Source organism: Klebsiella sp. JN_Kp121 (assembly GCF_040062145.1).
Classification (GTDB): domain Bacteria; phylum Pseudomonadota; class Gammaproteobacteria; order Enterobacterales; family Enterobacteriaceae; genus Klebsiella; species Klebsiella aerogenes.
This window is the reverse complement of the sequence record NZ_JBEAHX010000011.1, coordinates 70,802-97,142: the sequence shown is the minus strand read 5'-3', so window position 1 is coordinate 97,142 and position 26,341 is coordinate 70,802. Positions and strand designations below refer to the sequence as shown.

The window sequence follows — 26,341 nt, the reverse complement described above, 5'->3', positions numbered from 1 at the left end:
TTCATCGGTGGTTTCTATGCTGGTAGCTGTTGAGAATCGCCGCGATGACGCATAATAGAACGTTATTGATTGCATCAGGCTCTGGGCCGAGGGGTTAGAAGGATGAAACCATTTCGTTTAGCGGCGCTATCGTTAGCGCTCCTTACCGCGATCTCATTAAGCGGCTGCGATAACAGCGGTGAACCACAGGCCGTATCGGCGGCCGATAAAGGCGCCGCCGATAGCGCGAAAAAGCCGGATAGCGCGCAGCTGGCGACGTTAAAAGAAAAAAGCCAGGGCAAGGCTTTGACGTTGCTCGACGCTTCTGAAGTGCAGCTAGATGGCGCAGCGACGCTGGTGCTGACCTTCTCCATTCCGCTCAAACCGGATCAGGATTTCTCCCACAGCGTGCATCTGGTCGATAAGAAAAGCGGCAAGGTTGACGGCGCGTGGGAGCTGGCGCCGAATCTCAAAGAGCTGCGTCTGCGCCACCTCGAGCCAAAGCGTGAATTGATCGTCACCGTTGACCCAACGCTCATTGCCCTCAATGACGCCACCCTCGGCAGCCCTTTTGAAAAAAACATCGCTACTCGCGATATCGCGCCGAGCGTCGGTTTCGCCAGCCGCGGTTCGCTGCTGCCGGGGAAAGTGGTCGCCGGGCTGCCAGTGATGGCGCTGAACGTCGACAATGTCGATGTTAATTTTTTCCGTATCAAGCCGGAATCACTCTCGGCCTTCGTCAGTCAGTGGGAATACCGTAACTCGTTAAGCAATTGGGAATCTGACGAACTGTTGAAGATGGCCGATCTGGTTTACAGCGGGCGCTTCGATCTCAACCCGGCGCGTAATACCCGTGAAAAGCTGCTGCTGCCGCTTAACGACATCAAGCCGCTTCAGCAGCCGGGCGTCTATGTGGCGGTGATGAATCCGGCCGGTCATTACAGCTACAGTAATGCGGCAACGCTGTTCACCCTCAGCGATATCGGCGTCTCGGCGCATCGCTACCACAACCGGCTCGATGTCTTCACCCAGAGCCTCGAAAATGGCGCCGCGCAGTCGGATATTGAAGTGCAACTGCTAAACGCCAAAGGGCAGACGCTGGCGCAGGCGAAAAGCGATAGCCAGGGCCATGTTACTCTGCAAACCGATAAAGAAGCGGCGCTGCTGCTGGCGCGTAAAGACGGGCAGACGACGCTGCTTGACCTTAAACTGCCGGCGCTGGATCTGGCGGAATTCTCCATCGCTGGCGCCCCTGGCTTCAGTAAACAGTTCTTTATGTTTGGCCCGCGCGATCTCTATCGCCCGGGGGAAACGGTTATCCTTAACGCGCTGTTGCGCGACGGCGATGGTAAACCGCTGGCGGAGCAGCCGGTGAAGCTGGAAGTGGTGCAGCCGGATGGCCAGGTGATTCGCTCTGTGATGAGCAAACCGGTCAATGGCCTGTATCAGTTTACTTATCCGCTCGACAGCGGCGCGGCCACCGGCATGTGGCGTATTCGCGCCAGCACCGGCGATAATCAACCCCGCGAGTGGGATTTCCACGTCGAAGACTTTATGCCCGAACGCATGGCGCTGAATCTGACGCCGCAGGCCGCGCCTATCGCCCCGGATGACGACGTCGCCTTTAGCGTCAGCGGCGCTTATCTCTACGGCGCGCCGGCCAGCGGCAATCAGCTGCAGGGCAAACTGTTCCTGCGTCCGCTACGCGATGCCGTCGCTGCGCTGCCGGGCTTCCAGTTCGGCGATATCGCGGAAGAAAACCTCTCCCGTAGCCTCGATGAAGTCCAACTGACGCTGGATGAAAAAGGCCATGGCGAAGTGACCACCGCGAGCCAGTGGCAGGATAGCCATTCGCCGCTGCAGGTCGTGTTGCAGGCCAGCCTGCTGGAATCCGGCGGCCGTCCGGTGACCCGTACCGTACAGCAGCCGATCTGGCCTGCCGAGGCGCTGCCGGGGATCCGTCCGCAATTTACGCTGAAGGACGTTTACGACTACCGCACCGATACCACGGTGAAACAGCCGGTAGTCGATGAAAACAGTAACGCCGCGTTTGACATCGTCTATGCCGATGCCAAAGGCGAGAAAAAAGCGGTCTCCGGTCTGCAGGTGCGGCTGATCCGCGAGCGGCGCGACTACTACTGGAACTGGTCCGATAGCGAAGGCTGGCAGTCGCAGTTCGATCAAAAAGATCTGCAGGAGGGCGAGGAGTCGCTGGATTTGCAGGCCGGGCAGATAGGTAAAGTGAGTTTCCCGGTAGAGTGGGGCTCGTATCGCCTGGAGGTGAAAGGGCCGGATGACGTTGTCAGCAGCGTGCGCTTCTGGGCGGGCTATAGCTGGCAGGATAATAGCGAAGGCGCCGGCGCGGCGCGTCCTGATCGCGTAACGATGAAGCTCGACAAACCTGGCTATAAACCGGGCGACACCATCAAGCTGCATATTGCCGCCCCGGCGGCGGGTAAAGGCTACGCGATGGTCGAATCCAGCGAAGGGCCGCTGTGGTGGCAGGAAATTGACGTCCCGGCGGAGGGCATGGATCTGTCTATTCCGGTGGATAAAGCCTGGAATCGCCACGATCTCTACCTCAGCACGCTGGTGGTTCGCCCCGGCGATAAATCGCGATCGGCGACGCCGAAACGCGCGGTCGGCCTGCTGCATCTGCCGCTGGGCGATGAAAACCGCCGTCTGTCTTTGGCGCTGGAAGCGCCGGAGAAAATGCGCCCGAATCAGCCGTTGACGGTGAAAGTGAAGGCCAGCGTTAAAGAGGGCGAGGTGCCGAAACAGGTTAACGTTCTGCTCTCGGCGGTGGATAGCGGGGTGCTGAATATTACCGATTACGCTACGCCGGATCCGTGGAACGCGTTCTTCGGCCAGAAACGTTACGGCGCGGATATTTATGACATCTACGGTCAGGTGATCGAAGGGCAAGGGCGATTAGCCAGTCTGCGCTTCGGCGGCGATGGCGACGAGTTAAAACGCGGCGGCAAACCGCCGGTTAATCACGTGACGATCGTCGCTCAGCAGGCGCAGCCGGTAGTGTTGGACGATCGGGGTGAAGGCTCGGTGACATTACCCATCGGCGATTTTAACGGCGAGCTGCGGGTGATGGCGCAGGCGTGGACGGCAGACGACTTCGGCAGCAGCGAAGATAAAGTGGTGGTAGCCGCCCCGGTTATCGCGGAACTAAATACCCCACGTTTCCTCGCCAGCGGCGACGCCACGCGTCTGGCGCTGGATCTCAGCAATCTGACCGACAAACCGCAAACCCTGCAGGTACATCTTACCGCCAGCGGGTTGGTCACGTTGACCGAGGGCCAACTGCCGCCGGTACAACTGGCGCCGGGCGCCCGCAGCACGCTGTTTATACCGGTGACCGCGTTAGCGGGATTCGGCGATGGTCAGGTCAACGCCACTATCAGCGGTCTGAGCCTGCCGGGCGAAACCTTCGCGCCGCTGCAAAAACAGTGGAAAATCGGCGTACGTCCGGCATTCCCGGCCCAGACCGTCAATAGCGGCGCGGTGCTACAACCTAGTGAAAGCTGGCAGGCGCCGGCGGCGCAGAGTCAGGGGTTCGCCCCGCAAACGCTGCAGGGCCAACTGCTGCTCAGCGGTAAACCGCCGTTGAATCTCGCCCGCTACATCCGCGAGCTGAAAGCCTATCCTTACGGCTGCCTTGAGCAGACCGCCAGCGGCCTGTTCCCTTCTCTGTACACCAGCGCGGCGCAGCTAAAAGCGCTGGGCATCAGCGGCGATAGCGATGAGAAACGCCGCGCGGCGGTCGATGTTGGTATCTCGCGCCTGCTGCAGATGCAGCTGGAAAACGGCGGCTTTGCGCTATGGGATAAAGCCGGCCCGGAAGAGTACTGGTTAACCGCCTACGCCATGGACTTCCTCGTCCGCGCGGGTGAGCAGGGCTATAGCGTGCCGGTCAACGCCCTTAATAAGGGCAACGAGCGCCTGCTGCGCTATCTGCAGGAACCGGGTTTGATGACCGTGCGCTACAGCGACGATGCGCAGGCCAGCCGCTTTGCCGCTCAGGCATATGCCGCGCTGGTGCTGGCGCGCCAGCAAAAAGCGCCGCTCGGCGCCTTGCGTGAAATCTGGAGCCGTCACGAACAGGCGCGTTCTGGATTGCCGCTGCTGCAACTCGGTATTGCGCTGAAAACCATGGGGGATGCGCCGCGCGGCGATGAGGCCATGAAGCTGGCGGTTACCACGCCGCGCCAGGATGAGAATCGCTGGCTGGGCGATTACGGCAGCCAACTTCGCGATGATGCGCTGAAGCTGGCGCTGCTGGAAGAGAATAAGCTGCTGCCAGAGGTGCAAAACCAGCTGTTGAGCAGCTTGTCGGAAGAGGCCTTCGGCCAGCGCTGGCTGTCGACGCAGGAAACCAACGCGCTGTTCCTTGCCGGGCGTACGCTTGCCGACCTGCCGGGCAACTGGCAGGCGCAAACGTCGCTGCAGGCGCAGCCGCTTGCCAGCGACAAAGCGCAAACCCGCAATCTCGACGGCGATCGGCTGGCGGCGCTGCAGGTGACGAATACCGGCAATCAGCCGCTGTGGCTGCGCCTCGATAGCAGCGGTTATCCGCAAAGCGCGCCACAGGCGGGCGGCAACGTGTTGGGGATTGAACGCGCTATTTTCGATACCCACGGTCAGCAGAAATCGCTGACTTCGCTGCGCAGCGGCGAACTGGTGCTGGTCAAGCTGGAGGTGACCGCCAAACGTAACGTTCCTGATGCGCTGGTGGTCGATCTGCTGCCGGCGGGACTTGAGCTGGAAAACCAGAACCTGGCTAATAGCAGCGCCAGCCTGCAGGAGAATGGCGAAGCGGTACAAAACCTGCTTAACCAGATGCAGCAGGCGGATATTCAGCATATCGAGTTCCGCGATGACCGCTTTGTCGCCGCCGTCGCCATCAATGAAGGTCAGCCGGTGACGCTGGTCTATCTGGCACGGGCGGTGACGCCGGGCACCTATCAGGTTCCGCAACCGCAGGTGGAGTCGATGTATGTACCGCAGTGGCGGGCGACCGGAACGGCCAGCGGCCCGCTTACCGTTACGCCATAAATGCGCGCATTACCTCGCATAAAACGCCGCTGGCGCTGGCTGGCGGCGTTTATTTTTCTGCTGTGGTTAGCGGTGCTGCTGGCCGATCGTCTGTGGCCGCTGCCGCTACATGAAGTCACCCCAGCCCGCGTGGTGGTAGCGGAAGACGGCACGCCGCTCTGGCGCTTTGCCGATGCGCAGGGCGTCTGGCGTTATCCGGTCACCATCGCCGACGTTTCGCCGCGCTATCTGCAGGCGCTCATTCAGTATGAAGACCGCTGGTTCTGGAAACATCCGGGGGTCAATCCCTTCGCGGTGCTGCGTGCCGCCTGGCAGGATCTCACTTCCGGGCGGGTGATTTCTGGCGGCAGCACGCTCACCATGCAGGTCGCGCGTCTGCTCGACCCTCATCCGCGCACCTTCGGCGGCAAGCTACGCCAGCTATGGCGGGCGCTGCAGCTGGAGTGGCATCTGTCAAAAAGCGAAATTCTTACCCTGTATCTGAACCGCGCGCCGTTTGGCGGCACCCTGCAGGGGATCGGCGCGGCTAGCTGGGCTTATCTTGGTAAACCGCCCGCTCAGCTTAGCTACGGCGAGGCGGCGCTACTGGCCGTGCTGCCGCAGGCGCCGAGCCGTTTACGCCCGGACCGCTGGCCGCAGCGGGCGCAGGCGGCTCGCGATAAGGTGCTGGAGAGGATGCTCAGCCAGGGCGTCTGGCCGCAACGAGCGGTACAGGAAGCGATGGAAGAGCCGGTGTGGCTTTTTCCGCGGCAGATGCCGCAGCTGGCGCCGCTGTTTGCGCGCCGGGCGCTGGCGACAAGCGGTGATGAAAAGGTGACGACAACGCTCGATGCCGGGCTCCAGCGGCAGCTTGAAGATCTGGCGATGAACTGGAAATCACGTCTGCCGCCGCGCAGCTCACTGGCGATTGTCGTCGTCGATCACACCGATATGAAAGTCCGCGGCTGGGTGGGATCGGCGGATATCCGCGATGATAGCCGCTTCGGCCACATTGATATGGTCTCGGCGGTGCGCTCGCCGGGGTCGGTGCTGAAACCCTTTATCTACGCGATGGCGATGGATGACGGGCTGATTCACCCGGCATCGCTATTACAGGATGTGCCACGGCGCTTTAGCGATTATCGTCCAGGTAATTTCGACAGCGGGTTTCATGGCCCGGTGAGCGCCAGCGAGGCTCTGGTGCGTTCGTTGAATCTCCCGGCGGTGCAGGTGCTCGAAGCCTATGGACCAAAACGCTTTGCGGCTAATTTACGCAATGCCGGGCTCCCTCTGATGCTACCCGCCGGCGCCGAACCGAATCTGTCGCTGATCCTCGGCGGCGCCGGAGCGAGGCTGGAAGATATTGTCGCGGCATATGGCGCCTTCGCCCGCCATGGCAAGGCGGCGCGGCTGCGCATGAAGCCCGACGACCCGCTGGTGGAAAGGGCGCTAATGTCGCCAGGCGCGGCGTGGATCACCCGGCGGATATTGGCAGGCGAAGCCCAGCCATTACCCGATGCGTCGCTGCCGCAGGCGGTGCCGCTGGCGTGGAAAACCGGTACCAGCTACGGTTATCGCGATGCGTGGGCGGTAGGCCTCAACGCGCGTTATTTGATTGGCATCTGGACCGGACGGCCAGACGGTACGCCGGTGGTGGGGCAGTTTGGTTTTGCCAGCGCCGTGCCGCTGTTAAACCAGGTCAATAATATGCTGCTGGCGCGTCCGTTAATGAGCCGCGGCGGGCTGCCGGTCGACCCGCGTCCGCAGTCGGTGAGCCGCGGCACTGTCTGCTGGCCCGGCGGGCAGGATCTGCCGGTTGGCGATAGTAACTGCCGCAGGCGTTTAGCCAGCTGGCTTCTGGACGCCAGCCAGCCGCCGACGCTGCTGCTACCGGGTCAGGAGGGCGTGCGCGGTATCCGCTTCCCGGTCTGGCGTAACGCAGCAGGAGAAAGGGTCGCCGCGGATTGTCCGGGCGCGACAGAAACTTCTGTTGATGTCTGGCCGCTGCCGCTGGAACCCTGGCTGCCGGTTAGCGAGCGCCGCCGGGCGCGGCTGGGTACGGCATCGAAGGCGTGTCCGCCGCTGCAGACTCAGGATGCCGCGCCGCTGGTGCTTTCCGGCATCCGCGAAGGCGCAGTGATAAAACGACTGCCGGGCGAGGCGCGGGTGATGTTACCCGTACAAACGAGCGGTGGGGAAGGGCGACGCTGGTGGTTTATTAACGGCGAACCATTAGAGGCAACAGGCGTAAGAACGACAATTACGCTAGATAAACCCGGCGAGTGGCAACTGGTGGTAATGGATGAGGCAGGGCAAACGGCGGCCGCTAATTTCACCCTACAATAAACAGGGTAAATCTGTTGTTGGCGGTTTGTGTTGCTAATACTCATCTTATTTTAACAAAATGTTACCTTCATCCGTAGGCATCGCCGACGTTGCTCATTATAATGCGCGCCAGGCCATACGATCGTATGTGCAACAACAGAACATTTAATTAGAGGTAATCATGGCTATTGAACGTACTTTTTCCATCATCAAACCAAACGCGGTGGCAAAAAACGTTATTGGCAGCATCTTTTCTCGCTTTGAAGCTGCAGGGTTCAAAATCGTCGGCACCAAAATGCTGCATCTGACCGTTGAGCAGGCTCGCGGTTTCTATGCTGAGCACGAAGGTCGTCCGTTCTTTGACGGTCTGGTTGAGTTCATGACCTCCGGCCCGATCGTGGTTTCCGTACTGGAAGGCGAAAACGCGGTTCAGCGTCACCGTGACCTGCTGGGCGCCACCAACCCGGACAACGCCCTGGCCGGTACCCTGCGCGCTGACTACGCTGACAGCTTCACCGAGAACGGCACCCACGGTTCCGACTCTGTAGAATCCGCTGCTCGCGAAATCGCGTTCTTCTTTGCTGAAGGCGAGGTTTGCCCGCGCACTCGCTAATCTCCTGCGTCTTTCACGCCACCGCTTTGTTGGCTTCATTCGCGCACCCCGGTCACATAGTTATCTATGCTTCCGGGGATTTGCGAACTCGCCGCCTCGCGGTGACCTGAAATACTTTGGAGATACGCCCCTCGTCTTTTCGACCGTCGCGGCGTTGGCCTGACAATCGAAAAGCCTTAGAGGATTAAGTACGCAGTTACAGATTTTTTTATCATTGCTTTGTGCAAACGTGGCAATGATGCGCCAGAATTTGTAGAATATAGCGCCCCGGACGAGCAGTCGCTCTCCGGGGCGTTTCTTTTTCAACCCACCTGGGGCCATAACGTGTAATAACGAGGCCGGAAAAATTATGTCTGAACAAATTGTCACACCTGATACCGCCGCTCTGACGGTGCCGAATAAAGATGCCAAAATCAACCTGCTGGATTTAAACCGTCAGCAGATGCGCGAGTTTTTCAAAAACATGGGCGAGAAGCCTTTCCGCGCCGATCAGGTGATGAAATGGATGTATCACTACTGCTGCGATGACTTTGATGAAATGACCGACATCAACAAAGTCCTGCGCGGCAAACTGAAGGAAGTCGCCGAGATCCGCGCGCCGGAAGTCGTTGAAGAGCAGCGCTCCAGCGACGGCACCATTAAGTGGGCGATTGCCGTTGGCGATCAACGCGTTGAAACGGTATACATCCCGGAAGAAGACCGCGCCACGCTGTGCGTCTCTTCACAGGTTGGCTGTGCGCTGGAATGTAAATTCTGCTCCACCGCTCAGCAAGGCTTCAACCGTAACCTGCGCGTTTCCGAAATTATCGGCCAGGTCTGGCGCGCGGCGAAAATCGTCGGCGCGGTGAAGACTACCGGCGTGCGTCCAATTACCAACGTGGTAATGATGGGCATGGGCGAGCCGCTGCTGAACCTCAACAACGTCGTTCCGGCGATGGAAATCATGCTGGATGACTTCGGTTTTGGTCTCTCCAAACGCCGCGTGACCTTGTCTACCTCCGGCGTGGTGCCGGCGCTGGATAAACTCGGCGACATGATCGACGTTGCGCTGGCGATTTCTCTGCACGCGCCGAACGACACCATCCGCGACGAAATTGTACCGATTAACAAAAAGTACAATATTGAGACCTTCCTGAACTCGGTGCGCGGCTATATTTCGAAGTCCAACGCCAACCAGGGTCGTGTGACTATCGAGTATGTCATGCTGGATCACGTCAACGACGGTACCGAGCACGCCCATGAACTGGCGGCGCTGCTGAAAGATACGCCGTGCAAGATCAACCTGATCCCATGGAACCCGTTCCCGGGCGCGCCGTATGGCCGTAGTTCTAACAGCCGTATCGATCGTTTCTCCAAAGTGCTGATGGAATATGGTTTCACCACCATCGTGCGTAAAACCCGCGGCGACGATATTGATGCTGCCTGCGGCCAGCTGGCGGGCGACGTAATCGACCGTACCAAACGTACGCTGCGTAAGCGTATGCAGGGCGAAGCGATCGACGTGAAAGCCGTCTGATAAGTTATGCAGCGCACAGCTTTCGCTGCGCGCTGCATAAATATGTCGAATTGCCAGGCGAAATACGCTGATTCGGTTAATAATTACGGTGCGTTTTTGTCGACTTTGAGGCAGTATGTAGCGGTACAACAACCGCTTAGCATTCAATATTGATAAGTCTCTGTGATAGTCGCCCGGACAGCCTTATACTGTCGGTTGACGTTGAGCAGTGTCTCGCGGCGCAGGCTCTTTCCCGCGCTGAACTTTAAATTTCACGTACCAGTAGTTGTAGCGAATGAATACTGAAGCCACTCAAGACCATCAAGAAGCAAACTCTACGGGCGCGCGCCTGCGTAACGCCCGCGAACAACTCGGACTCAGCCAGCAAGCGGTGGCTGAACGCTTATGCCTGAAGGTTTCCACGGTTCGTGATATTGAAGAAGATAAGGCGCCAGCCGATCTCGCTTCGACCTTCCTGCGTGGCTATATCCGTTCCTACGCTCGCCTCGTACATATTCCGGAAGAAGAACTGCTGCCGATGATGGCGAAGCAAGCGCCGATTCGCGCCGCCAAAGTGGCGCCGATGCAGAGCTTCTCGCTGGGTAAACGTCGCAAAAAACGCGACGGTTGGCTGATGAGCTTTACCTGGCTGATTTTGTTTGTGGTTATTGGCCTGAGCGGCGCATGGTGGTGGCAAGACCACAAAGCGCAGCAGGAAGAGATCACCAGCATGGCCGATCAATCCACCAGCGATCTGAACAGTAGCGATAGCGGCAGCCAGTCAATTCCGCTGGATACCAGCTCGGCGAATAACGCGCCGGATACGACGGCAGCCAATGCCAATAGCGCGCCGGTCGATACCTCCACCGCACCTGCGCCAAGCGCGCCAGCGGCTACCCCCGCGCCGGTGGATAACAACGCCGTGGTCGCTCCTTCGCAGGCTAACGTCGATACCGCCGCCGCCGCGCCGGCTGCGCCAGCCCCGACCTCCGCATTGCCGACCGATCAGGCGAATGCCGCGACGACGGCTTCCGCTCAGGATCTGGTGATGAACTTTAGCGCCGATTGCTGGCTGGAAGTGAGCGATGCGACCGGTAAGAAACTGTTCAGCGGCCTGCAGCGTAAAGGCGGGAACCTGAACCTGAGCGGTCAGGCGCCGTATAAGCTGAAAATCGGCGCCCCGGCTGCGGTACAAATCCAGTATCTGGGCAAACCAGTCGATTTGAGTCGTTTTATCAGAACTAACCAGGTTGCGCGTCTGACCCTTAATGCCGAACAATCACCGGCGCAGTAACAGACGGGTAACGCGGGAGATTTTTCATGCATAACCAGGCTCCAATTCAACGTAGAAAGTCCAAACGCATTTACGTTGGTAATGTGCCGATTGGCGATGGGGCTCCCATCGCCGTACAGTCGATGACCAATACTCGCACCACCGATGTGGCCGCGACGGTAAATCAAATCAAAGCGCTGGAGCGCGTAGGCGCGGACATCGTCCGCGTTTCCGTCCCGACGATGGACGCAGCGGAAGCTTTCAAGCTCATCAAACAGCAGGTCAACGTCCCGCTGGTCGCCGATATCCACTTTGACTACCGTATCGCGCTGAAAGTCGCGGAATATGGCGTTGATTGCCTGCGCATCAACCCTGGCAACATTGGTAACGAAGAGCGTATCCGCATGGTTGTGGACTGCGCGCGCGACAAAAACATTCCTATCCGCATCGGCGTCAACGCCGGTTCGCTGGAAAAAGATCTGCAGGAAAAATACGGCGAGCCGACGCCCCAGGCGCTGTTAGAGTCCGCCATGCGTCACGTCGATCATCTCGATCGTTTGAACTTCGATCAGTTCAAAGTTAGCGTAAAAGCCTCAGATGTCTTCCTCGCTGTTGAATCCTATCGTCTGTTGGCGAAGCAGATCGATCAACCGCTGCATCTCGGGATCACCGAAGCCGGCGGCGCGCGTAGCGGCGCGGTAAAATCCGCGATCGGTTTAGGTCTGCTGCTGTCTGAAGGGATCGGCGATACCCTGCGCGTGTCGCTGGCCGCCGACCCGGTGGAAGAGATCAAAGTTGGCTTCGATATCCTGAAGTCGCTGCGCATCCGTTCTCGCGGTATTAACTTTATCGCTTGCCCGACCTGCTCGCGTCAGGAGTTTGACGTCATCGGTACGGTGAACGCGCTGGAGCAGCGTCTGGAAGATATCATCACTCCGATGGATGTTTCGATCATCGGCTGTGTGGTTAACGGCCCTGGCGAAGCGCTGGTTTCCACTCTCGGCGTCACCGGCGGCAACAAGAAAAGCGGCCTGTACGAAGACGGCGTTCGCAAAGACCGACTGGACAACAACGACATGATCGACCAGCTGGAAGCGCGTATCCGTGCGAAAGCCACCATGCTGGATGAAGCGCGTCGTATTGAAGTTCAGCAGGTTGAAGCAAAATAACGTGTTGGGAAGCAATACGCTTCCCGTGTATGATTGAACCTGCGGGCGCAAGGCGCCGGGGTTCATTTTTATATATAAAGAGAATAAACGTGGCAAAGAACATTCAAGCCATCCGTGGCATGAACGATTATCTGCCGGGCGAAACCGCTCTCTGGCAGCGCATTGAAGGCTCACTGAAGCAGGTGCTCGGTAGCTACGGTTACAGCGAAATTCGTTTGCCGATTGTAGAGCAGACCCCGTTATTCAAACGCGCGATCGGCGAGGTGACCGACGTGGTTGAAAAAGAGATGTATACCTTCGAAGACCGCAATGGCGATAGCCTGACGCTGCGTCCGGAAGGAACGGCGGGCTGCGTACGTGCCGGCATCGAACATGGTCTGCTGTACAATCAAGAACAGCGTCTGTGGTACGTGGGGCCGATGTTCCGCCACGAGCGTCCGCAGAAAGGGCGCTACCGTCAGTTCCATCAGATTGGCGCGGAAGTCTTTGGCCTGCAGGGCCCGGATATCGACGCTGAGCTTATCATGTTGACCGCGCGCTGGTGGCGCGAGCTGGGCATTTCCGATCATGTCAGCCTTGAGCTGAACTCCATCGGTTCGCTGGAGGCGCGTGCCGCCTATCGCGACGCGCTGGTTGCCTATCTGGAACAATTTAAAGATAAGCTTGATGAAGACTGCAAACGCCGCATGTATACCAATCCGCTGCGCGTGCTGGACTCTAAAAATCCGGAAGTGCAGGCGCTGCTGAACGATGCGCCGGCGCTGGGCGATTATCTGGACGACGAGTCCAAAGAACACTTCGCCGGTCTGTGCGCGCTGCTCGACGCCGCTGGAATTCGCTATACCGTCAACCAGCGCCTGGTGCGCGGGCTCGACTATTACAATCGCACCGTATTTGAGTGGGTCACGACCAGCCTCGGTTCGCAGGGTACCGTCTGCGCCGGCGGCCGTTATGACGGTCTGGTAGAGCAGCTTGGCGGACGCGCAACGCCGGGCGTTGGCTTTGCGATGGGCCTGGAACGTCTTGTTTTACTGGTTCAGGCAGTCAATCCGGAATTTAAAGCCGATCCTGTTGTCGATATATACCTGGTAGCCTCCGGTACCGATACTCAGTCCGCAGCAATGCGTCTGGCTGAGCAGGTTCGCGATGCGCTGCCCGGCGTTAAGCTGATGACTAACCACGGCGGCGGTAACTTTAAGAAGCAGTTCGCCCGCGCTGACAAGTGGGGCGCGCGCGTCGCGCTGGTGGTCGGTGAGTCAGAAATTGCTGACGGAAACGTGGTAGTGAAGGATTTACGCTCAGGTGAGCAAACTACCGTAACGCAGGATAGCGTTGCCGCGCATTTGCGCACACTTCTGGGTTAATTTCCCGGAAACTATTAGTCAGGAGAAGGACTGCGTGGAAACTTTCAACAACGAAAACGAGCAGGTCGACGCCCTCAAGCGTTTCTTTGCCGAGAACGGTAAAGCGCTGGCCGTCGGGGTGATTTTAGGGATCGGCGCGCTGGTTGGCTGGCGCTACTGGACTTCCCATCAGCTGGATTCGGCCCGGGATTCCTCTCTGGCCTATGAGAATGCCATTTCCGCACTGAAGTCAGATTCGCCTGAAACCCTGACCGCAGCGGAGAAATTCGCCGCCGACAGCAAAAACACCTATGGCGCGTTCGCATCGCTGGAGCTCGCGCAGCGTCTGGTCGATAAAAACGATCTGCAGGGCGCGGAGAAGCAGCTGCAACAAGGGCTGGCGGCCGCCTCTGACGATAACCTGAAATCGGTTATCAATATGCGTCTGGCCCGCGTACAGCTGCAGCTTAAGCAGCCGGATGCGGCGCTGAAAACCCTGGAAGGCATTAAAGGCGAAGGCTGGACCGCTATCGTTGCCGATTTGCGCGGTGAAATTCTGCTGAGCAAAGGCGACAAGCAGGGTGCCCGCGCGGCCTGGGAATCAGGCGTGAAAAGCGATGCATCGCCAGCGCTCAGCGAAATGATGCGTATGAAAATAAATAATTTGTCCATCTGAGAGGGACTCGATGCAATTGCGTAAATTACTTTTGCCAGGGCTGCTTTCCGTCACCTTACTGAGCGGTTGCTCGCTGTTTAACAGCGAAGAAGATGTGGTGAAAATGTCACCGCTGCCGACGGTGGAAAACCAGTTTACGCCGTCCACGTCCTGGAGCACTTCAGTTGGCGATGGTATCGGTGATTTCTATTCCAACCTGCACCCGGCCTTTGCCGACGGCGTTGTGTATGCGGCTGACCGTAAAGGCACCGTGAAAGCGCTGCACGCTGAAGACGGTAAAGAAGTCTGGTCGGTGAACCTGGCGGAAAAAGACGGCTGGTTCTCGCGCGCCCCGGCGCTGCTCTCCGGCGGGCTGACCGTTTCCGGCGGCCACGTTTATGTTGGTACTGAAAAGGCGCAGCTGTTCGCGCTGAATACCAGCGACGGTACCGTCGCGTGGCAGAGCCGTGTGGCGGGTGAAGCGATTTCTCGTCCGGTCGTTAGCGATGGCATGGTACTGGTGCATACCAGCAACGGTCAGCTGCAGGCGCTGAACGAAACCGACGGCGCGGTAAAATGGACCGTGAACCTGGACATGCCTGCGCTCTCCCTGCGCGGTGAGTCCGCTCCGGCCACCGCTTATGGCGCGGCGATTGTCGGCGGTGACAACGGTCGCGTCAGCGCCGTGCTGATGCAGCAGGGGCAGATGATTTGGCAGCAGCGTATTTCTACGGCCACCGGCCCGACTGAAATCGACCGTCTGAACGACGTTGACACCACGCCGGTTATCGTTAATGGCGTTGTTTATACGTTGGCTTATAATGGCAACCTGACCGCGCTGGATCTGCGCAGCGGCCAGATTATCTGGAAGCGCGAACTGGGTTCTGTGAACGATTTCATCGTTGACGGCGACCGTATCTATCTGGTCGATCAGAATGACCGTCTGCTGGCGCTGACCACCGATGGCGGCGTAACGCTGTGGACCCAGAGCGATCTGCTGCACCGTCTGCTGACTTCTCCGGCGCTGTATAACGGCAGCCTGGTGGTAGGCGACAGCGAAGGTTACATGCACTGGATTAATCCGGAAGACGGCCACTTTGTGGCGCAGCAGAAAGTCGATAGCTCCGGTTTCCTGACCGACCCGGTTATCGCCGACGGTCGCCTGCTTATCCAGGCCAAAGACGGTACGCTGTATTCGATCACGCGTTAACTCGCGCGGTAGTATCGCTTTAATAAACGGCTCCTGACAGACAGGGGCCGTTTTGACTTTTTAAAAAACCTCGTAAAATGAGGTTGTATTGCAATTTGTATGAGGCATTTAACATGATACCTGTGGTCGCGCTTGTCGGGCGCCCTAACGTTGGAAAATCCACGCTCTTCAACCGCTTAACGCGCACTCGTGACGCGTTGGTCGCGGATTTCCCGGGGCTGACTCGCGACCGTAAGTACGGTCGTGCTGAAGTGGAAGGCCGCGAATTTATCTGTATCGATACCGGCGGTATCGACGGTACGGAAGAAGGCGTGGAAACCCGGATGGCGGAACAGTCTCTGCTGGCGATTGAAGAGGCCGACGTGGTGCTGTTTATGGTTGATGCGCGCGCGGGCCTGATGCCGGCGGATTCCGCGATCGCCAAACATCTGCGTTCTCGAGAAAAACCGACCTTCCTGGTGGCGAACAAAACCGACGGCATCGACGTCGATCAGGCGATGGCCGACTTCTGGTCGCTGGGGCTGGGCGATATTTATCCGATCGCCGCTTCGCATGGTCGCGGTGTTACCAGCCTGCTGGAACACGTGCTGCTACCGTGGGTAGATGAGGTTAATCCGCAGGAAGAAGTGGATGAAGACGCCGCCTACTGGGCGCAGTTTGAAGCCGAGCAAAACGGCGAAGAAGTTGAAGAACCGGAAGACGACTTCAACCCGCAAGATCTCCCGATTAAGCTGGCGATCGTCGGCCGCCCGAACGTCGGTAAGTCAACGCTGACTAACCGCATTCTCGGCGAAGACCGTGTGGTGGTCTACGATATGCCAGGCACTACCCGCGACAGTATCTACATCCCGATGCAGCGCGATGAACGCGAATACGTGCTGATCGATACCGCCGGCGTGCGTAAGCGCGGCAAAATTACCGATGTCGTGGAGAAATTCTCAGTCATCAAGACGCTGCAGGCGATTGAAGACGCCAACGTGGTGATGCTGGTCATTGATGCCCGTGAAGGTATCTCCGATCAGGATCTGTCGCTGCTGGGCTTTATCCTTAACAGCGGTCGTTCCCTGGTTATCGTGGTCAACAAATGGGATGGCCTGAGCCAGGAAGTGAGAGAGCAGGTGAAAGAAACCCTCGACTTCCGTCTGGGCTTCATCGACTTCGCCCGCGTGCACTTTATCTCCGCTCTGCACGGCAGCGGCGTCGGCAACCTGTTCGAATCGGTGCGCGAAGCTTACGACAGCGCCACCCGTCGCGTGGGTACCGCCATGCTGACCCGCATTATGACCATGGCAGCAGAAGACCATCAGCCGCCGCTGGTACGCGGTCGCCGCGTGAAGCTGAAGTATGCGCACGCCGGCGGTTATAACCCGCCGATCGTGGTGATTCACGGCAACCAGGTGAAAGACCTGCCTGATTCCTATAAGCGTTACCTGATGAACTACTTCCGTAAATCCCTGGATGTCATGGGTACGCCGATCCGTATTCAGTTCAAGGAAGGGGAAAACCCGTTTGCCAATAAACGCAATACCCTGACGCCGAACCAGATGCGTAAGCGTAAGCGCTTGATTAAGCATATCAAGAAAAGTAAATAATGCAGAAACCCGCCGCTGGCGGGTTTTTTTTATCTACCCTATTCAACGCTTCGCGGGTCAGCAACGCTGACGTATGACGTGATAAACTCATGCTATTCATTATGAGAAGGAGGCACCATGGAACTCAATTGCCCGATTTGCCATGCCCAGTTGGAAACGCAAGGCAACGGCGCGCATTGCGCGCACTGTGAGAAAGAGTTTGCTGTAGAGGCCCGCTGCCCGGACTGCCATCAGCCGCTGGAAGTACTGAAGGCCTGCGGCGCGGTGGATTATTTCTGCCAGCACGGCCACGGATTGATTTCGAAAAAACGCGTCGAATTTGTGCTCGGTTAATCGCTAACGCAGCCTTCACCATTTCGCCAGAGTTCAACCAGCGCCTCCGGCGCCCGCTCTTCCGGGATGAGAATGATCAGGCTGTGATAGTGCTGGGCGCTGATTATTTGGATGCGAAAGAAACGCTGGTCGCCGCTACCTGGAGAATCCGGCTGCCCCGGCGGCTTGCCGAGCGGCAATGACTGCTGCAGTATTGCGGCGATGCGCTGTTTTTGCTGTTCGTTAAGCTGCGCCACGACAATCTTACGCATGCCGCTCAGCGTCGGGATCCAAGCGACGCCACCTTCGCGGGCCAGCTCAATAATCGCGTCATCGCTGAGGTCTGCCTCGTTCATGATGTGACTCCAACATCCTCCCAGGCCTTTCGAATCGCCTCGGCGGTCTCTTTACCAAAACGTTTTTCGCCATGATGAATCGTCAGTTTGGCAAAGGCCGGGAAATCGGCGTCTTTTGCCAGCGATTTATCACAAACCGCGTCATACCAGGCATATCCCGCTTTTTCCCATGCAAAACCACCCAGCGCGATGGCGGCGAGATAGAAAGCATGATTAGGAATGCCGGAGTTAATATGCACGCCGCCGTTATCCTGCTGGGTATGCACAAAATCTTTCATGTGGGCGGGTTGTGGGTCTTTGCCAAGAATAGGGTCATCATAGGCGGTTCCCGGGTGCGACATCGAACGCAGACCTTGGCCGTGAATACCTTTCGCAAGTAGCCCCTCGCCAATTATCCAGTCTGCTTTATCTGCCGTTTGCTGGCGCTGATATTGTTTGACCAGCGAGCCAAAAACATCGGAAAGCGATTCATTGAGCGCCCCGGATTGTTCGAAATAGATAAGCCCGGCTTCGCTCTCCGTAACGCCATGGCTTAACTCGTGCGCCACCACATCAATAGCAATAGTAAAACGATTAAAGATCTCGCCATCACCGTCGCCAAACACCATTTGTTGCCCGTTCCAGAAGGCATTTTGATATTCGTGACCATAGTGGACGCTGCCGGTCAGCTTCAATCCGCGGTTGTCCAGCGAATCACGATGATAGCTCTTCCAGAAAAAATCATGGGTGATGCCGAGATAATCATAGGCCTCATCGACGGCGACATCGCCGTTGGAAGGCTGTCCTTCAAAACGCACCTGGATCCCTGGAAGTTCCTGAGTCTGCCTGGCATCATAAATGTCTCGCTCAAGCTGGCCTGGCGTGGCGACATGGGCGGCGGCGGGGCGGCCTGGCACATGCGCCATCAGGGTTTGTACATGGCTCAGCGTTTGCTGCGCGCAGCGCTGTTGCTGAGCTGAGCCATGATCGACAATGCGGCGTAAAATGTAGGGGGGAATCACGAAACGAGGACGAGTATCTGGCATATCACGCTCCCTGGCCGGATGAACGGTTTTAAAAGGGCATGACAGCAGTATAGTTATCCCCGCATGAAACGGGAGGATAATTAGACTTTTTTGCGGGCGCGCGTTTTCTTCACCGGAGTGATGACTGTCACTTCGCTTTCGACCCAACCATCTTCCAGCCGGGTAGTCACGACATCGCCAGCCTGTACCTGTTTGATTTTTTTCAATACTTTGCCATCGCCGGCTGAGGTGACGCTGTAGCCGCGAGCCAGCGTCGCCAGCGGGCTGACGGCCTCCAGATGCGTCACGGTATTGCCGAAACGCTCGCGCTGCTCGCTCAGGCGGGCGCGAATATTTTCCGCCAGACGATACTCCAGTTGCTGAATACGCGACTGCGCGCGATGGATGCGCGGCTGCGGGTTTTGCTGATTCAACCGCTGCACGGCGCGCTGCTGACGCTGGTCGGCACGTTTGAGCTGGCTTTCCAGCGCAAAGCGCATCCGCTGACGCAGGCGCTCCAGTTCGGTCTGCTGACGCGCTAAGCGCAGCTGAGGATGTTGCTGCTGTAAACGGTGAAACAGCTGAGTAAAGCGGCGATGGCGGTTGGCGAGGAAGTAATCCATCGCCATCTCCAGGCGTTGCTGGCCGGACTGTAGCTGACGCAACAGTTCCTGCTGATTGCGGCTGACGATCTCTGCCGCCGCAGAAGGCGTCGGCGCACGCAGGTCGGCGACGAAATCGGCGATAGTGACGTCAGTTTCATGGCCGACGGCGCTCACTACCGGAATGCGGCTGGCGAAAATTGCCCGCGCGACCCGTTCGTCGTTAAAGCTCCATAAATCTTCCAGCGAACCGCCGCCGCGCCCGACGATCAGCACATCGCATTCCTGGCGCTGGTTGGCTAATGCTATTGCGCGCACGATTTGCCCCGGCGCATCATCGCCTTGCACCGCCGTCGGGTAGATAATCACCGGCAGCGAGGGATCGCGGCGTTTCAACACATGTAAGATATCATGCAGCGCGGCGCCGGTTTTGGAGGTGACGACGCCGACGCAGTGCGCGGGAGAGGGGAGCGCCTGCTTGTGGCTTTGATCGAATAACCCTTCTGCCGTCAGGAGCGCCTTGAGCTGCTCATATTTTTGCTGCAACAGGCCCTCACCGGCGGGCTGCATGCTTTCGACGATGATCTGGTAGTCGCCGCGAGGCTCGTAAAGGGTAATGTTGGCGCGAACCAGCACCTGCTGGCCATGCTGCGGGCGAAATGTGACGCGACGGTTGCTGTTGCGAAACATCGCGCAGCGCACCTGAGCGTTATCGTCTTTTAAGGTGAAGTACCAGTGGCCGGAAGAGGGCTGGCTGAAGTTAGAGATCTCGCCGCTTATCCATACCTGGCCCATTTCGCGTTCCAGCAGTAAGCGAACCGTCTGATTCAGGCGGCTGACCGTAAATATTGCAGGGGATTGAGATGGCAACATGTGAGCAAGATCAAATTCTAAATCAGCAGGTTATTCAGTCGATAGTAACGCGCTGAGAGGGGATCGCAAGTATTATTTGCAAAAAAGGGTGGATGCAATCGGTTACGCTCTGTATAATGCCACGGCAATATTTATCCACCCTGGTCGAGATATTGCCCATGCTACGTATCGCTAAAGAAGCCCTGACGTTTGACGACGTCCTCCTTGTTCCCGCTCATTCTACCGTTCTGCCGAATACCGCCGATCTCAGCACGCAGCTGACGAAAACGATTCGTCTGAATATTCCTATGCTCTCCGCGGCGATGGATACCGTAACTGAAGCGCGCCTGGCAATTGCCCTGGCCCAGGAAGGCGGCATCGGCTTTATTCATAAAAACATGTCAATCGAGCGCCAGGCTGAAGAAGTCCGCCGCGTGAAGAAACATGAATCCGGCGTGGTAAGCGATCCACAGACCGTTCTGCCGACTACCACCCTGCGCGAAGTGAAAGAACTGACCGAACGTAACGGTTTCGCCGGTTATCCGGTAGTGACCGAAGACAACGAACTGGTCGGCATTATCACCGGCCGCGACGTGCGTTTTGTTACCGACCTGAATCAGCCGGTCAGCGTTTATATGACGCCGAAAGAGCGCCTGGTCACCGTGCGTGAAGGTGAAAGCCGTGAAGTGGTCTTCGCGAAAATGCACGAAAAACGCGTAGAAAAAGCGCTGGTAGTGGATGATAGCTTCCACCTGCGCGGCATGATCACCGTAAAAGATTTCCAGAAAGCGGAACGTAAACCGAATGCGTGTAAAGACGAGCACGGTCGTCTGCGCGTTGGCGCGGCCGTTGGCGCTGGCGCCGGTAACGAAGAGCGCGTTGACGCGCTGGTTGCCGCAGGCGTTGACGTTCTGCTGATCGACTCTTCTCACGGTCACTCCGAAGGCGTTCTGCAGCGTATTCGCGAAACGCGCGCTAAATATCCTGACCTGCAAATCATCGGCGGTAACGTGGCGACCGGCGCGGGTGCTCGTGCCCTGGCGGAAGCTGGCGTCAGCGCGGTGAAAGTGGGTATCGGCCCAGGCTCCATCTGTACTACCCGTATCGTTACCGGCGTAGGCGTTCCGCAGATCACCGCCGTTTCCGACGCGGTTGAAGCGCTGGAAGGCACCGGTATTCCGGTTATCGCCGATGGCGGTATCCGTTTCTCCGGCGATATCGCAAAAGCGATTGCCGCAGGCGCTGCCGCGGTGATGGTTGGCTCCATGCTGGCCGGTACCGAAGAATCCCCGGGTGAAATCGAGCTCTATCAGGGCCGTTCTTACAAATCCTACCGCGGTATGGGTTCCCTGGGCGCGATGTCCAAAGGTTCCTCCGACCGTTACTTCCAGAGCGATAACGCCGCTGACAAACTGGTACCGGAAGGTATCGAAGGCCGCGTTGCCTATAAAGGCCGCCTGAAAGAGATCATTCACCAGCAGATGGGCGGCCTGCGCTCCTGTATGGGTCTGACCGGTTGTGGTACTATTGACGCACTGCGTACCAAAGCAGAGTTCGTGCGCATCAGCGGCGCGGGCATCCAGGAGAGCCACGTTCACGACGTGACGATCACCAAGGAATCCCCGAACTACCGCATGGGCTCCTGATTTTCATCGCCCGGCTACGCGCCGGGCGATTTTTATTCAATCATCGCTACTTCTCTGGAATTAACGTCAATGACGGATAACATTCATAAACATCGCATTCTTATCCTGGACTTCGGTTCTCAGTACACCCAGCTGGTTGCGCGTCGCGTACGTGAGTTAGGGGTCTATTGCGAACTCTGGGCTTGGGACGTGACCGAAGCTCAAATCCGTGAGTTCAACCCGAACGGCATCATTCTTTCCGGCGGCCCGGAAAGCACTACCGAAGACAACAGCCCGCGCGCGCCGCAGTACGTCTTCGAGGCCGGCGTACCGGTATTCGGCGTATGCTACGGCATGCAGACCATGGCCATGCAGCTGGGCGGCCACGTTGAAGCTTCCAACGAGCGCGAGTTCGGTTACGCGCAGGTGGAAGTGCAGACCGACAGCGCGCTGATCAAGGGCATCGAAGATGCGCTGAGCGCTGACGGTAAGCCGCTGCTGGACGTGTGGATGAGCCATGGTGATAAAGTCACCGCTATCCCTTCCGACTTTGTGACCGTCGCCAGCACTGAGAGTTGCCCGTTCGCCATCATGGCGAATGAAGAAAAACGCTTCTACGGCGTACAGTTCCACCCGGAAGTCACCCACACCCGTCAGGGGCTGCGTATGCTGGAGCGCTTCGTGCGCGACATCTGCCAGTGTGAAGCGCTGTGGACGCCGGCGAAGATCATCGACGACGCGGTTGAGCGTATTCGTCAGCAGGTGGGTGAAGATAAAGTCATCCTCGGCCTGTCCGGCGGCGTTGACTCTTCCGTTACCGCGATGCTGCTGCACCGCGCCATCGGCAAAAATCTGACCTGCGTATTCGTGGATAACGGCCTGCTGCGCCTGAACGAAGCCGAGCAGGTTATGGATATGTTCGGCGACCGTTTCGGCCTGAACATCGTGCACGTTGCGGCGGAAGATCGCTTCCTGACCGCGCTGAAGGGCGAAAACGATCCGGAAGCGAAGCGTAAAATCATTGGCCGCGTCTTCGTTGAAGTGTTTGACGAAGAAGCGCTGAAGCTGGAAGACGTGAAATGGCTGGCGCAGGGCACTATCTACCCTGATGTGATCGAATCCGCCGCTTCCGCGACCGGTAAAGCGCACGTCATCAAATCTCACCACAACGTGGGCGGTCTGCCGAAAGAGATGAAGATGGGCCTCGTTGAACCGCTGAAAGAGCTGTTCAAAGACGAAGTGCGTAAGATTGGGCTGGAGCTGGGCCTGCCGTACGACATGCTGTTCCGCCACCCGTTCCCGGGGCCGGGCCTCGGCGTTCGCGTACTTGGCGAAGTGAAGAAAGAGTACTGCGACCTGCTGCGTCGCGCGGACGCTATCTTCATTGAAGAACTGCGCAAAGCCGACCTGTATGACAAAGTAAGCCAGGCATTTACCGTGTTCCTGCCGGTTCGCTCCGTCGGCGTGATGGGCGATGGCCGTAAATACGACTGGGTCGTCTCCCTGCGTGCGGTAGAAACCATCGACTTTATGACCGCGCACTGGGCGCACCTGCCGTATGATTTCCTCGGCCGTGTTTCCAACCGCATCATCAACGAAGTTAACGGTATTTCCCGCGTGGTGTACGACATCAGCGGTAAGCCGCCAGCGACTATTGAGTGGGAATAATTTCTGCTGATAGCTGAACGAAACCCTCTGTTTACAGAGGGTTTTTTTATGTCCTGGTAAATGGCGCTGAGGAAGGATTATTGAGCGTAGTCTAAATATAGTCTATATTAAAACCGAGACATGACCATTAGGCGGACCAACATGAAAGTAGAGACTATCAGCTACGTTAAAAAGAACGCCGCAACGCTTGATCTGTCAGAACCTATCCTGGTCACACAAAACGGTGTGCCTGCTTACGTTATAGAGTCCTATGATCAGCAGCAGGAACGGGAAAACGCCATTGCTTTGCTGAAATTGCTTACTCTGTCAGAGAAAGATAAAGCGGAAGGGCGCGTGTTCTCGAAAGACCAGTTGCTGGATGGCCTTGCGGATTAAACGCAGCGCGCTCAACGTTAAGGGATTTCCATGGAACAGCAGGTGATCTTTGAGTATACGCTTACAGTAAAGCACTGCATCGACACAATAGCGGGTTTTCTGAAGCGTGTTGATGTTGAGCCGCGTCCGGTTATCGCAGATATTCTCACCCAGTTTGAGAGCACCGTAGGACAGTTCCCCTTGGGCTGCCAGATTTGCCCCGAATTGCTGAAAATTGGCTGCGCCAAATATCGGGAGTTTAATCACGCTGAAGGCTACCGGGTTTTGTATTCCGTAGACGGAACGTTAGTAACCGCGCATGCGATCCTGGCACATCGGCAGGATGTTCAGCAGCTGCTGTTTAAGCGTCTGATCGTGGCCTGATAGTCCTAAATGTGTGTGTTTTACAGAGGGTTTTTTATACCCTCTCTTCACTTTGTCCATGACTTATCCGCACAACCTGCCGCCGCTGCAGCCAGCCGATTCTCAGCGCCAGCCCCAGTACGACCAGCGATAATAGACCCGAAATAGCAAGGCTCCTTTCTATCCCCAGATGTTGATTTAGCCAGGCATAGGCAAATGGCGAGACGGCGGCCAGTAGTTGCGCTGGGATCAACAGCCGTCCGGTACGCTGCGCGTAATCTTCCGCCGCGAATAGCTGCAACGGTAATGTTGCTTTAAATACCGTCGTCAGGCCGTTAATTGCCCCGTAGGCGAAAACGAAACCGCCAACGGTCCAGTTTAGCGAGGCGGCATTGAGGCCCAGTAAAAAGCAGAGCGGCAACAGCGCTGTGGTCAACAGCGTTAACTGAAGTGGGGAGAGGCGCGCTCCTGAAATCACCTCCAGAAATCGGGCGCCGGTCTGTCCGATGCCCCATAGTACCCCTATCATTACCGGCAGACCGTAGCTGGCGATAAACTCAGGCAGATGGGTGGATGTGCCGTTAGAAATAAAGGTGACCAAAGCGATAAGCGAGGCGTACAGCAGGCCTATGTGCTGGTTGCGACGGGAAAGCGGCACTTTCTCCTGATGAGCGCCCCGGTCGGGCAAGCGTTGATTAGGCATCCGCCACAGCAGTAGTGCGCTAAGCAGGCCAAACAGGCTGTAGATTACCAGCGCTCCACGCCAGCCCATTAGCGCGAGCAGCGCGGTGCCCAGCGGCCAGAATATCGCTGAGGCCAGTCCTCCAGCCAGGGTCACCCGTGAAATAGTTACTCTGGCGCGTTGACCATACAGGTTAACCAGCGCGGCGAACAGCGCATCGTATAGCGCCAGCCGCATACCGACACCGGCCAGTAGCCATGCGACGTACCAGAAGATCAGGCTGTCTGCCTGCGACATTGCCAGGCAGCTTGCCGCGATGGTTAATGAACCGATGAACACCACCCGCTGACCGCCAAACCAGGCCAACAGGCGGGCGATAAAAGGCGAGATCGCCGCCATCACCAGCATGGCGAAGGTCAAACCGAGAAAGATCTCTGTTCCGCCCCAGCCAGTATCATTAGCAATAGCGCCGGCAAAGGTACCGGGCATATAAAAAACGATCCCCCAGTTGATGAGCTGGTTGCCGCCGGCTGCGAGGGTAAGGGAAAGAGGCGCGGTGCCAGGCAAGATTGACGTTTTCATTGAATTCCAGAGCGTTATGCAGTTGTCGGCAGCATATCGCGCGCGCTATTGTGCAGGCAGCACCTGGGGCTTATAGCCTGCATAAGAGAAACTTTGTGATGACGATGCTGAATTTGGTAAATCTGACAACCTTCCGGCTGGTGGCGCAGCGCGGCAGTTTTTCCGCCGCCGCTGATGTACTGGGAATATCGCAGCCGGCGGTAAGCCTGCAGGTTCGCCAGCTTGAGCAGTTCCTGTAGACGCGGTTGGTTGAGCGTACCGGGCGAGGGATCAAGGCTACTGCCGCCGGATTGGCGCTACTGGCCCATAGTGAGATTATTGAGCAGGCGGTGAATACGGCGGTGCAGTCGGTGGCTGAGTTTAACCATGAAGTGCACGGTACGATGAGCTTCGGTACCGGGGCGACGGCCTGTATTCATTTGCTGCCGCCGCTATTGTGCCATCTACGCGAGAAGCATCCGCTGTTAACGGTTGGCGTCACGACCGGTAATACGCTTGACATTGTACGTGCGGTGGAAGAGAGCCGGCTTGATTTGGGATTGGTGACCTTACCTGCCAGCGGCCGCAGCCTGGCGGTAACGCCAGTGCTGGAGGAAGAGTTTGTATTTATTACTGCCAACGATGATGAACCGCTAGTGGGGCAATTGACGCCTTCACTGCTACAGGCACTTTCGCTAATAGCATTTGAAGCCGGCAGCGGGACCCGTGAGCTGATCGATGGCTGGTTTCGCGCTGCCGGGGTAAACTCGGCGCCGGTGATGCAACTCGGTAGCATTGAGGCTATCAAGCGTATGGTGCGTGCTGGTCTGGGATACAGTATCGTACCGAAGATGGCGGTGGCGGCTGAAGATGACCGCACCGGAATACGTGTACAGTCGCTATCGCCGCGGCTCTATCGCCAACTGGGCGTAGTGATGCGTCAGGATAAAGTTATCAACAAAGGGATAGCGGAGATGCTGCGTCTGCTGCACCAACTAAAAATTTTGCCGTAGGCGTTATTCCTGGGCTGGGGTCGTTGGCGTCGCGGGAGCGTCAATGGTGATGGTCGATTGCTGCGACTCTTGTTTGTCCTGATGATGGTACCAGGCACCGATAGAGGAGTAGACAAAGCGTCCAAAGAAGAAGAGAAAACTGATAAGTAGTACGATACGGGTCATGCGACGGTTAAATCGATGTCGTTTATGCATACTGGGTGCCTGACTCACAAAAGGTTCCTTGAAGTATACCCGAAGACGGGCGAT

General features: G+C 57.5%; 20 protein-coding genes and 1 pseudogene. 16 read left to right on the top strand and 5 right to left on the bottom strand.

Annotated elements, in window-relative coordinates:
• Positions 1–102 precede the first annotated feature (102 nt).
• From ABLU86_RS16210 to ABLU86_RS16160, 11 genes are all read left to right on the top strand, one after another.
• Positions 103–5,046 (top strand): alpha-2-macroglobulin, encoded by a 4,944-nt coding sequence (locus tag ABLU86_RS16210; protein ID WP_348796232.1) that lies wholly within the window; start codon positions 103–105, stop codon positions 5,044–5,046.
• Positions 5,047–7,371, top strand: coding sequence for a peptidoglycan glycosyltransferase PbpC (gene pbpC / locus ABLU86_RS16205; protein ID WP_259924899.1), 2,325 nt, complete (start codon positions 5,047–5,049; stop codon positions 7,369–7,371).
• 160 nt (positions 7,372–7,531) lie between these two features.
• Positions 7,532–7,963, top strand: a complete 432-nt coding sequence (gene ndk / locus ABLU86_RS16200) for a nucleoside-diphosphate kinase (protein ID WP_004866348.1) — start codon at positions 7,532–7,534, stop codon at positions 7,961–7,963.
• Positions 7,964–8,312: 349 nt separating this feature from the next.
• The gene (locus tag ABLU86_RS16195) at positions 8,313–9,479 is read left to right on the top strand and encodes a bifunctional tRNA (adenosine(37)-C2)-methyltransferase TrmG/ribosomal RNA large subunit methyltransferase RlmN (RefSeq protein WP_015370322.1); all 1,167 of its coding nucleotides are present in this window, start codon (positions 8,313–8,315) and stop codon (positions 9,477–9,479) included.
• 274 nt (positions 9,480–9,753) lie between these two features.
• Entirely contained in the window at positions 9,754–10,752 is a 999-nt protein-coding gene (rodZ, locus tag ABLU86_RS16190; RefSeq protein ID WP_032708883.1) for a cytoskeleton protein RodZ, read from the top strand.
• A 26-nt stretch (positions 10,753–10,778) separates the two neighbouring features.
• A complete protein-coding gene (ispG, locus tag ABLU86_RS16185; protein WP_015370324.1) occupies positions 10,779–11,900 on the top strand; it encodes a flavodoxin-dependent (E)-4-hydroxy-3-methylbut-2-enyl-diphosphate synthase in 1,122 nt (373 codons plus the stop codon).
• Positions 11,901–11,989: 89 nt separating this feature from the next.
• The gene (hisS, locus tag ABLU86_RS16180; protein ID WP_015703166.1) at positions 11,990–13,264 is read left to right on the top strand and encodes a histidine--tRNA ligase; all 1,275 of its coding nucleotides are present in this window, start codon (positions 11,990–11,992) and stop codon (positions 13,262–13,264) included.
• A gap of 34 nt (positions 13,265–13,298) precedes the next feature.
• A complete protein-coding gene (locus ABLU86_RS16175; protein WP_015370326.1) occupies positions 13,299–13,919 on the top strand; it encodes a YfgM family protein in 621 nt (206 codons plus the stop codon).
• Positions 13,920–13,929: 10 nt separating this feature from the next.
• On the top strand, positions 13,930–15,108 hold the full coding sequence (gene bamB, locus ABLU86_RS16170) for an outer membrane protein assembly factor BamB (protein ID WP_015370327.1): 1,179 nt from the start codon (positions 13,930–13,932) through the stop codon (positions 15,106–15,108).
• Between the two features lie 113 nt (positions 15,109–15,221).
• On the top strand, positions 15,222–16,700 hold the full coding sequence (gene der / locus ABLU86_RS16165; RefSeq protein ID WP_015370328.1) for a ribosome biogenesis GTPase Der: 1,479 nt from the start codon (positions 15,222–15,224) through the stop codon (positions 16,698–16,700).
• Between the two features lie 117 nt (positions 16,701–16,817).
• Complete coding sequence (locus ABLU86_RS16160; protein ID WP_348796233.1) at positions 16,818–17,033, top strand: zinc ribbon domain-containing protein; 216 nt, start codon at positions 16,818–16,820, stop codon at positions 17,031–17,033.
• On the opposite strand, the gene ABLU86_RS16155 is transcribed toward ABLU86_RS16160, so the two are convergent.
• From ABLU86_RS16155 to xseA, 3 genes are all read right to left on the bottom strand, one after another.
• Positions 17,030–17,368 carry a protealysin inhibitor emfourin gene (locus ABLU86_RS16155; RefSeq protein WP_015703164.1) on the bottom strand — a complete coding sequence of 113 codons (339 nt, stop codon included), beginning with the start codon at positions 17,366–17,368 and terminating at the stop codon, positions 17,030–17,032. The genes ABLU86_RS16160 and ABLU86_RS16155 overlap by 4 nt on opposite strands.
• A complete protein-coding gene (locus tag ABLU86_RS16150) occupies positions 17,365–18,393 on the bottom strand; it encodes a M4 family metallopeptidase (RefSeq protein ID WP_015370332.1) in 1,029 nt (342 codons plus the stop codon). Before ABLU86_RS16150 ends, ABLU86_RS16155 begins: the two co-directional genes overlap by 4 nt.
• Before the next feature lie 80 nt (positions 18,394–18,473).
• Positions 18,474–19,847, bottom strand: coding sequence for an exodeoxyribonuclease VII large subunit (gene xseA, locus ABLU86_RS16145; protein WP_015703163.1), 1,374 nt, complete (start codon positions 19,845–19,847; stop codon positions 18,474–18,476).
• A gap of 158 nt (positions 19,848–20,005) precedes the next feature.
• On the opposite strand from xseA, the gene guaB reads away from it, so the two are divergent.
• The 4 genes from guaB to ABLU86_RS16125 all read left to right on the top strand — a co-directional run bounded on the left by guaB (position 20,006) and on the right by ABLU86_RS16125 (position 23,857).
• A complete protein-coding gene (gene guaB / locus ABLU86_RS16140) occupies positions 20,006–21,472 on the top strand; it encodes an IMP dehydrogenase (protein ID WP_015370334.1) in 1,467 nt (488 codons plus the stop codon).
• Positions 21,473–21,541: 69 nt separating this feature from the next.
• Positions 21,542–23,119 (top strand): glutamine-hydrolyzing GMP synthase, encoded by a 1,578-nt coding sequence (gene guaA, locus ABLU86_RS16135; protein ID WP_015703162.1) that lies wholly within the window; start codon positions 21,542–21,544, stop codon positions 23,117–23,119.
• A gap of 141 nt (positions 23,120–23,260) precedes the next feature.
• A complete protein-coding gene (locus ABLU86_RS16130) occupies positions 23,261–23,494 on the top strand; it encodes a type II toxin-antitoxin system Phd/YefM family antitoxin (protein WP_004853132.1) in 234 nt (77 codons plus the stop codon).
• Between the two features lie 30 nt (positions 23,495–23,524).
• Positions 23,525–23,857, top strand: coding sequence for a hypothetical protein (locus ABLU86_RS16125; RefSeq protein ID WP_045377530.1), 333 nt, complete (start codon positions 23,525–23,527; stop codon positions 23,855–23,857).
• A 34-nt stretch (positions 23,858–23,891) separates the two neighbouring features.
• Here the strand turns inward: ABLU86_RS16125 and ABLU86_RS16120 are convergent, their stop codons facing one another.
• The gene (locus tag ABLU86_RS16120) at positions 23,892–25,100 is read right to left on the bottom strand and encodes an MFS transporter (RefSeq protein ID WP_348796234.1); all 1,209 of its coding nucleotides are present in this window, start codon (positions 25,098–25,100) and stop codon (positions 23,892–23,894) included.
• A gap of 98 nt (positions 25,101–25,198) precedes the next feature.
• On the opposite strand from ABLU86_RS16120, the pseudogene ABLU86_RS16115 reads away from it, so the two are divergent.
• Positions 25,199–26,092, top strand: a pseudogene (locus ABLU86_RS16115) (LysR family transcriptional regulator).
• 3 nt (positions 26,093–26,095) lie between these two features.
• Here ABLU86_RS16115 and ABLU86_RS16110 read toward each other — a convergent pair.
• Positions 26,096–26,287 (bottom strand): YfgG family protein, encoded by a 192-nt coding sequence (locus ABLU86_RS16110; protein WP_165798573.1) that lies wholly within the window; start codon positions 26,285–26,287, stop codon positions 26,096–26,098.
• Positions 26,288–26,341 lie beyond the last annotated feature (54 nt).

Bases quoted from the DNA above. Each gene is read 5' to 3' on its own strand.
- ABLU86_RS16210 (WP_348796232.1), top strand. From the start codon at position 103: ATGAAACCATTTCGTTTAGCGGCGCTATCGTTAGCGCTCCTTACCGCG.
- pbpC (WP_259924899.1), top strand. From the start codon at position 5,047: ATGCGCGCATTACCTCGCATAAAACGCCGCTGGCGCTGGCTGGCGGCG.
- ndk (WP_004866348.1), top strand. From the start codon at position 7,532: ATGGCTATTGAACGTACTTTTTCCATCATCAAACCAAACGCGGTGGCA.
- ABLU86_RS16195 (WP_015370322.1), top strand. From the start codon at position 8,313: ATGTCTGAACAAATTGTCACACCTGATACCGCCGCTCTGACGGTGCCG.
- rodZ (WP_032708883.1), top strand. From the start codon at position 9,754: ATGAATACTGAAGCCACTCAAGACCATCAAGAAGCAAACTCTACGGGC.
- ispG (WP_015370324.1), top strand. From the start codon at position 10,779: ATGCATAACCAGGCTCCAATTCAACGTAGAAAGTCCAAACGCATTTAC.
- bamB (WP_015370327.1), top strand. From the start codon at position 13,930: ATGCAATTGCGTAAATTACTTTTGCCAGGGCTGCTTTCCGTCACCTTA.
- der (WP_015370328.1), top strand. From the start codon at position 15,222: ATGATACCTGTGGTCGCGCTTGTCGGGCGCCCTAACGTTGGAAAATCC.
- ABLU86_RS16160 (WP_348796233.1), top strand. From the start codon at position 16,818: ATGGAACTCAATTGCCCGATTTGCCATGCCCAGTTGGAAACGCAAGGC.
- ABLU86_RS16155 (WP_015703164.1), bottom strand. From the start codon at position 17,368: ATGAACGAGGCAGACCTCAGCGATGACGCGATTATTGAGCTGGCCCGC.
- ABLU86_RS16150 (WP_015370332.1), bottom strand. From the start codon at position 18,393: ATGCCAGATACTCGTCCTCGTTTCGTGATTCCCCCCTACATTTTACGC.
- xseA (WP_015703163.1), bottom strand. From the start codon at position 19,847: ATGTTGCCATCTCAATCCCCTGCAATATTTACGGTCAGCCGCCTGAAT.
- guaB (WP_015370334.1), top strand. From the start codon at position 20,006: ATGCTACGTATCGCTAAAGAAGCCCTGACGTTTGACGACGTCCTCCTT.
- guaA (WP_015703162.1), top strand. From the start codon at position 21,542: ATGACGGATAACATTCATAAACATCGCATTCTTATCCTGGACTTCGGT.
- ABLU86_RS16130 (WP_004853132.1), top strand. From the start codon at position 23,261: ATGAAAGTAGAGACTATCAGCTACGTTAAAAAGAACGCCGCAACGCTT.
- ABLU86_RS16125 (WP_045377530.1), top strand. From the start codon at position 23,525: ATGGAACAGCAGGTGATCTTTGAGTATACGCTTACAGTAAAGCACTGC.
- ABLU86_RS16120 (WP_348796234.1), bottom strand. From the start codon at position 25,100: ATGAAAACGTCAATCTTGCCTGGCACCGCGCCTCTTTCCCTTACCCTC.
- ABLU86_RS16110 (WP_165798573.1), bottom strand. From the start codon at position 26,287: ATGCATAAACGACATCGATTTAACCGTCGCATGACCCGTATCGTACTA.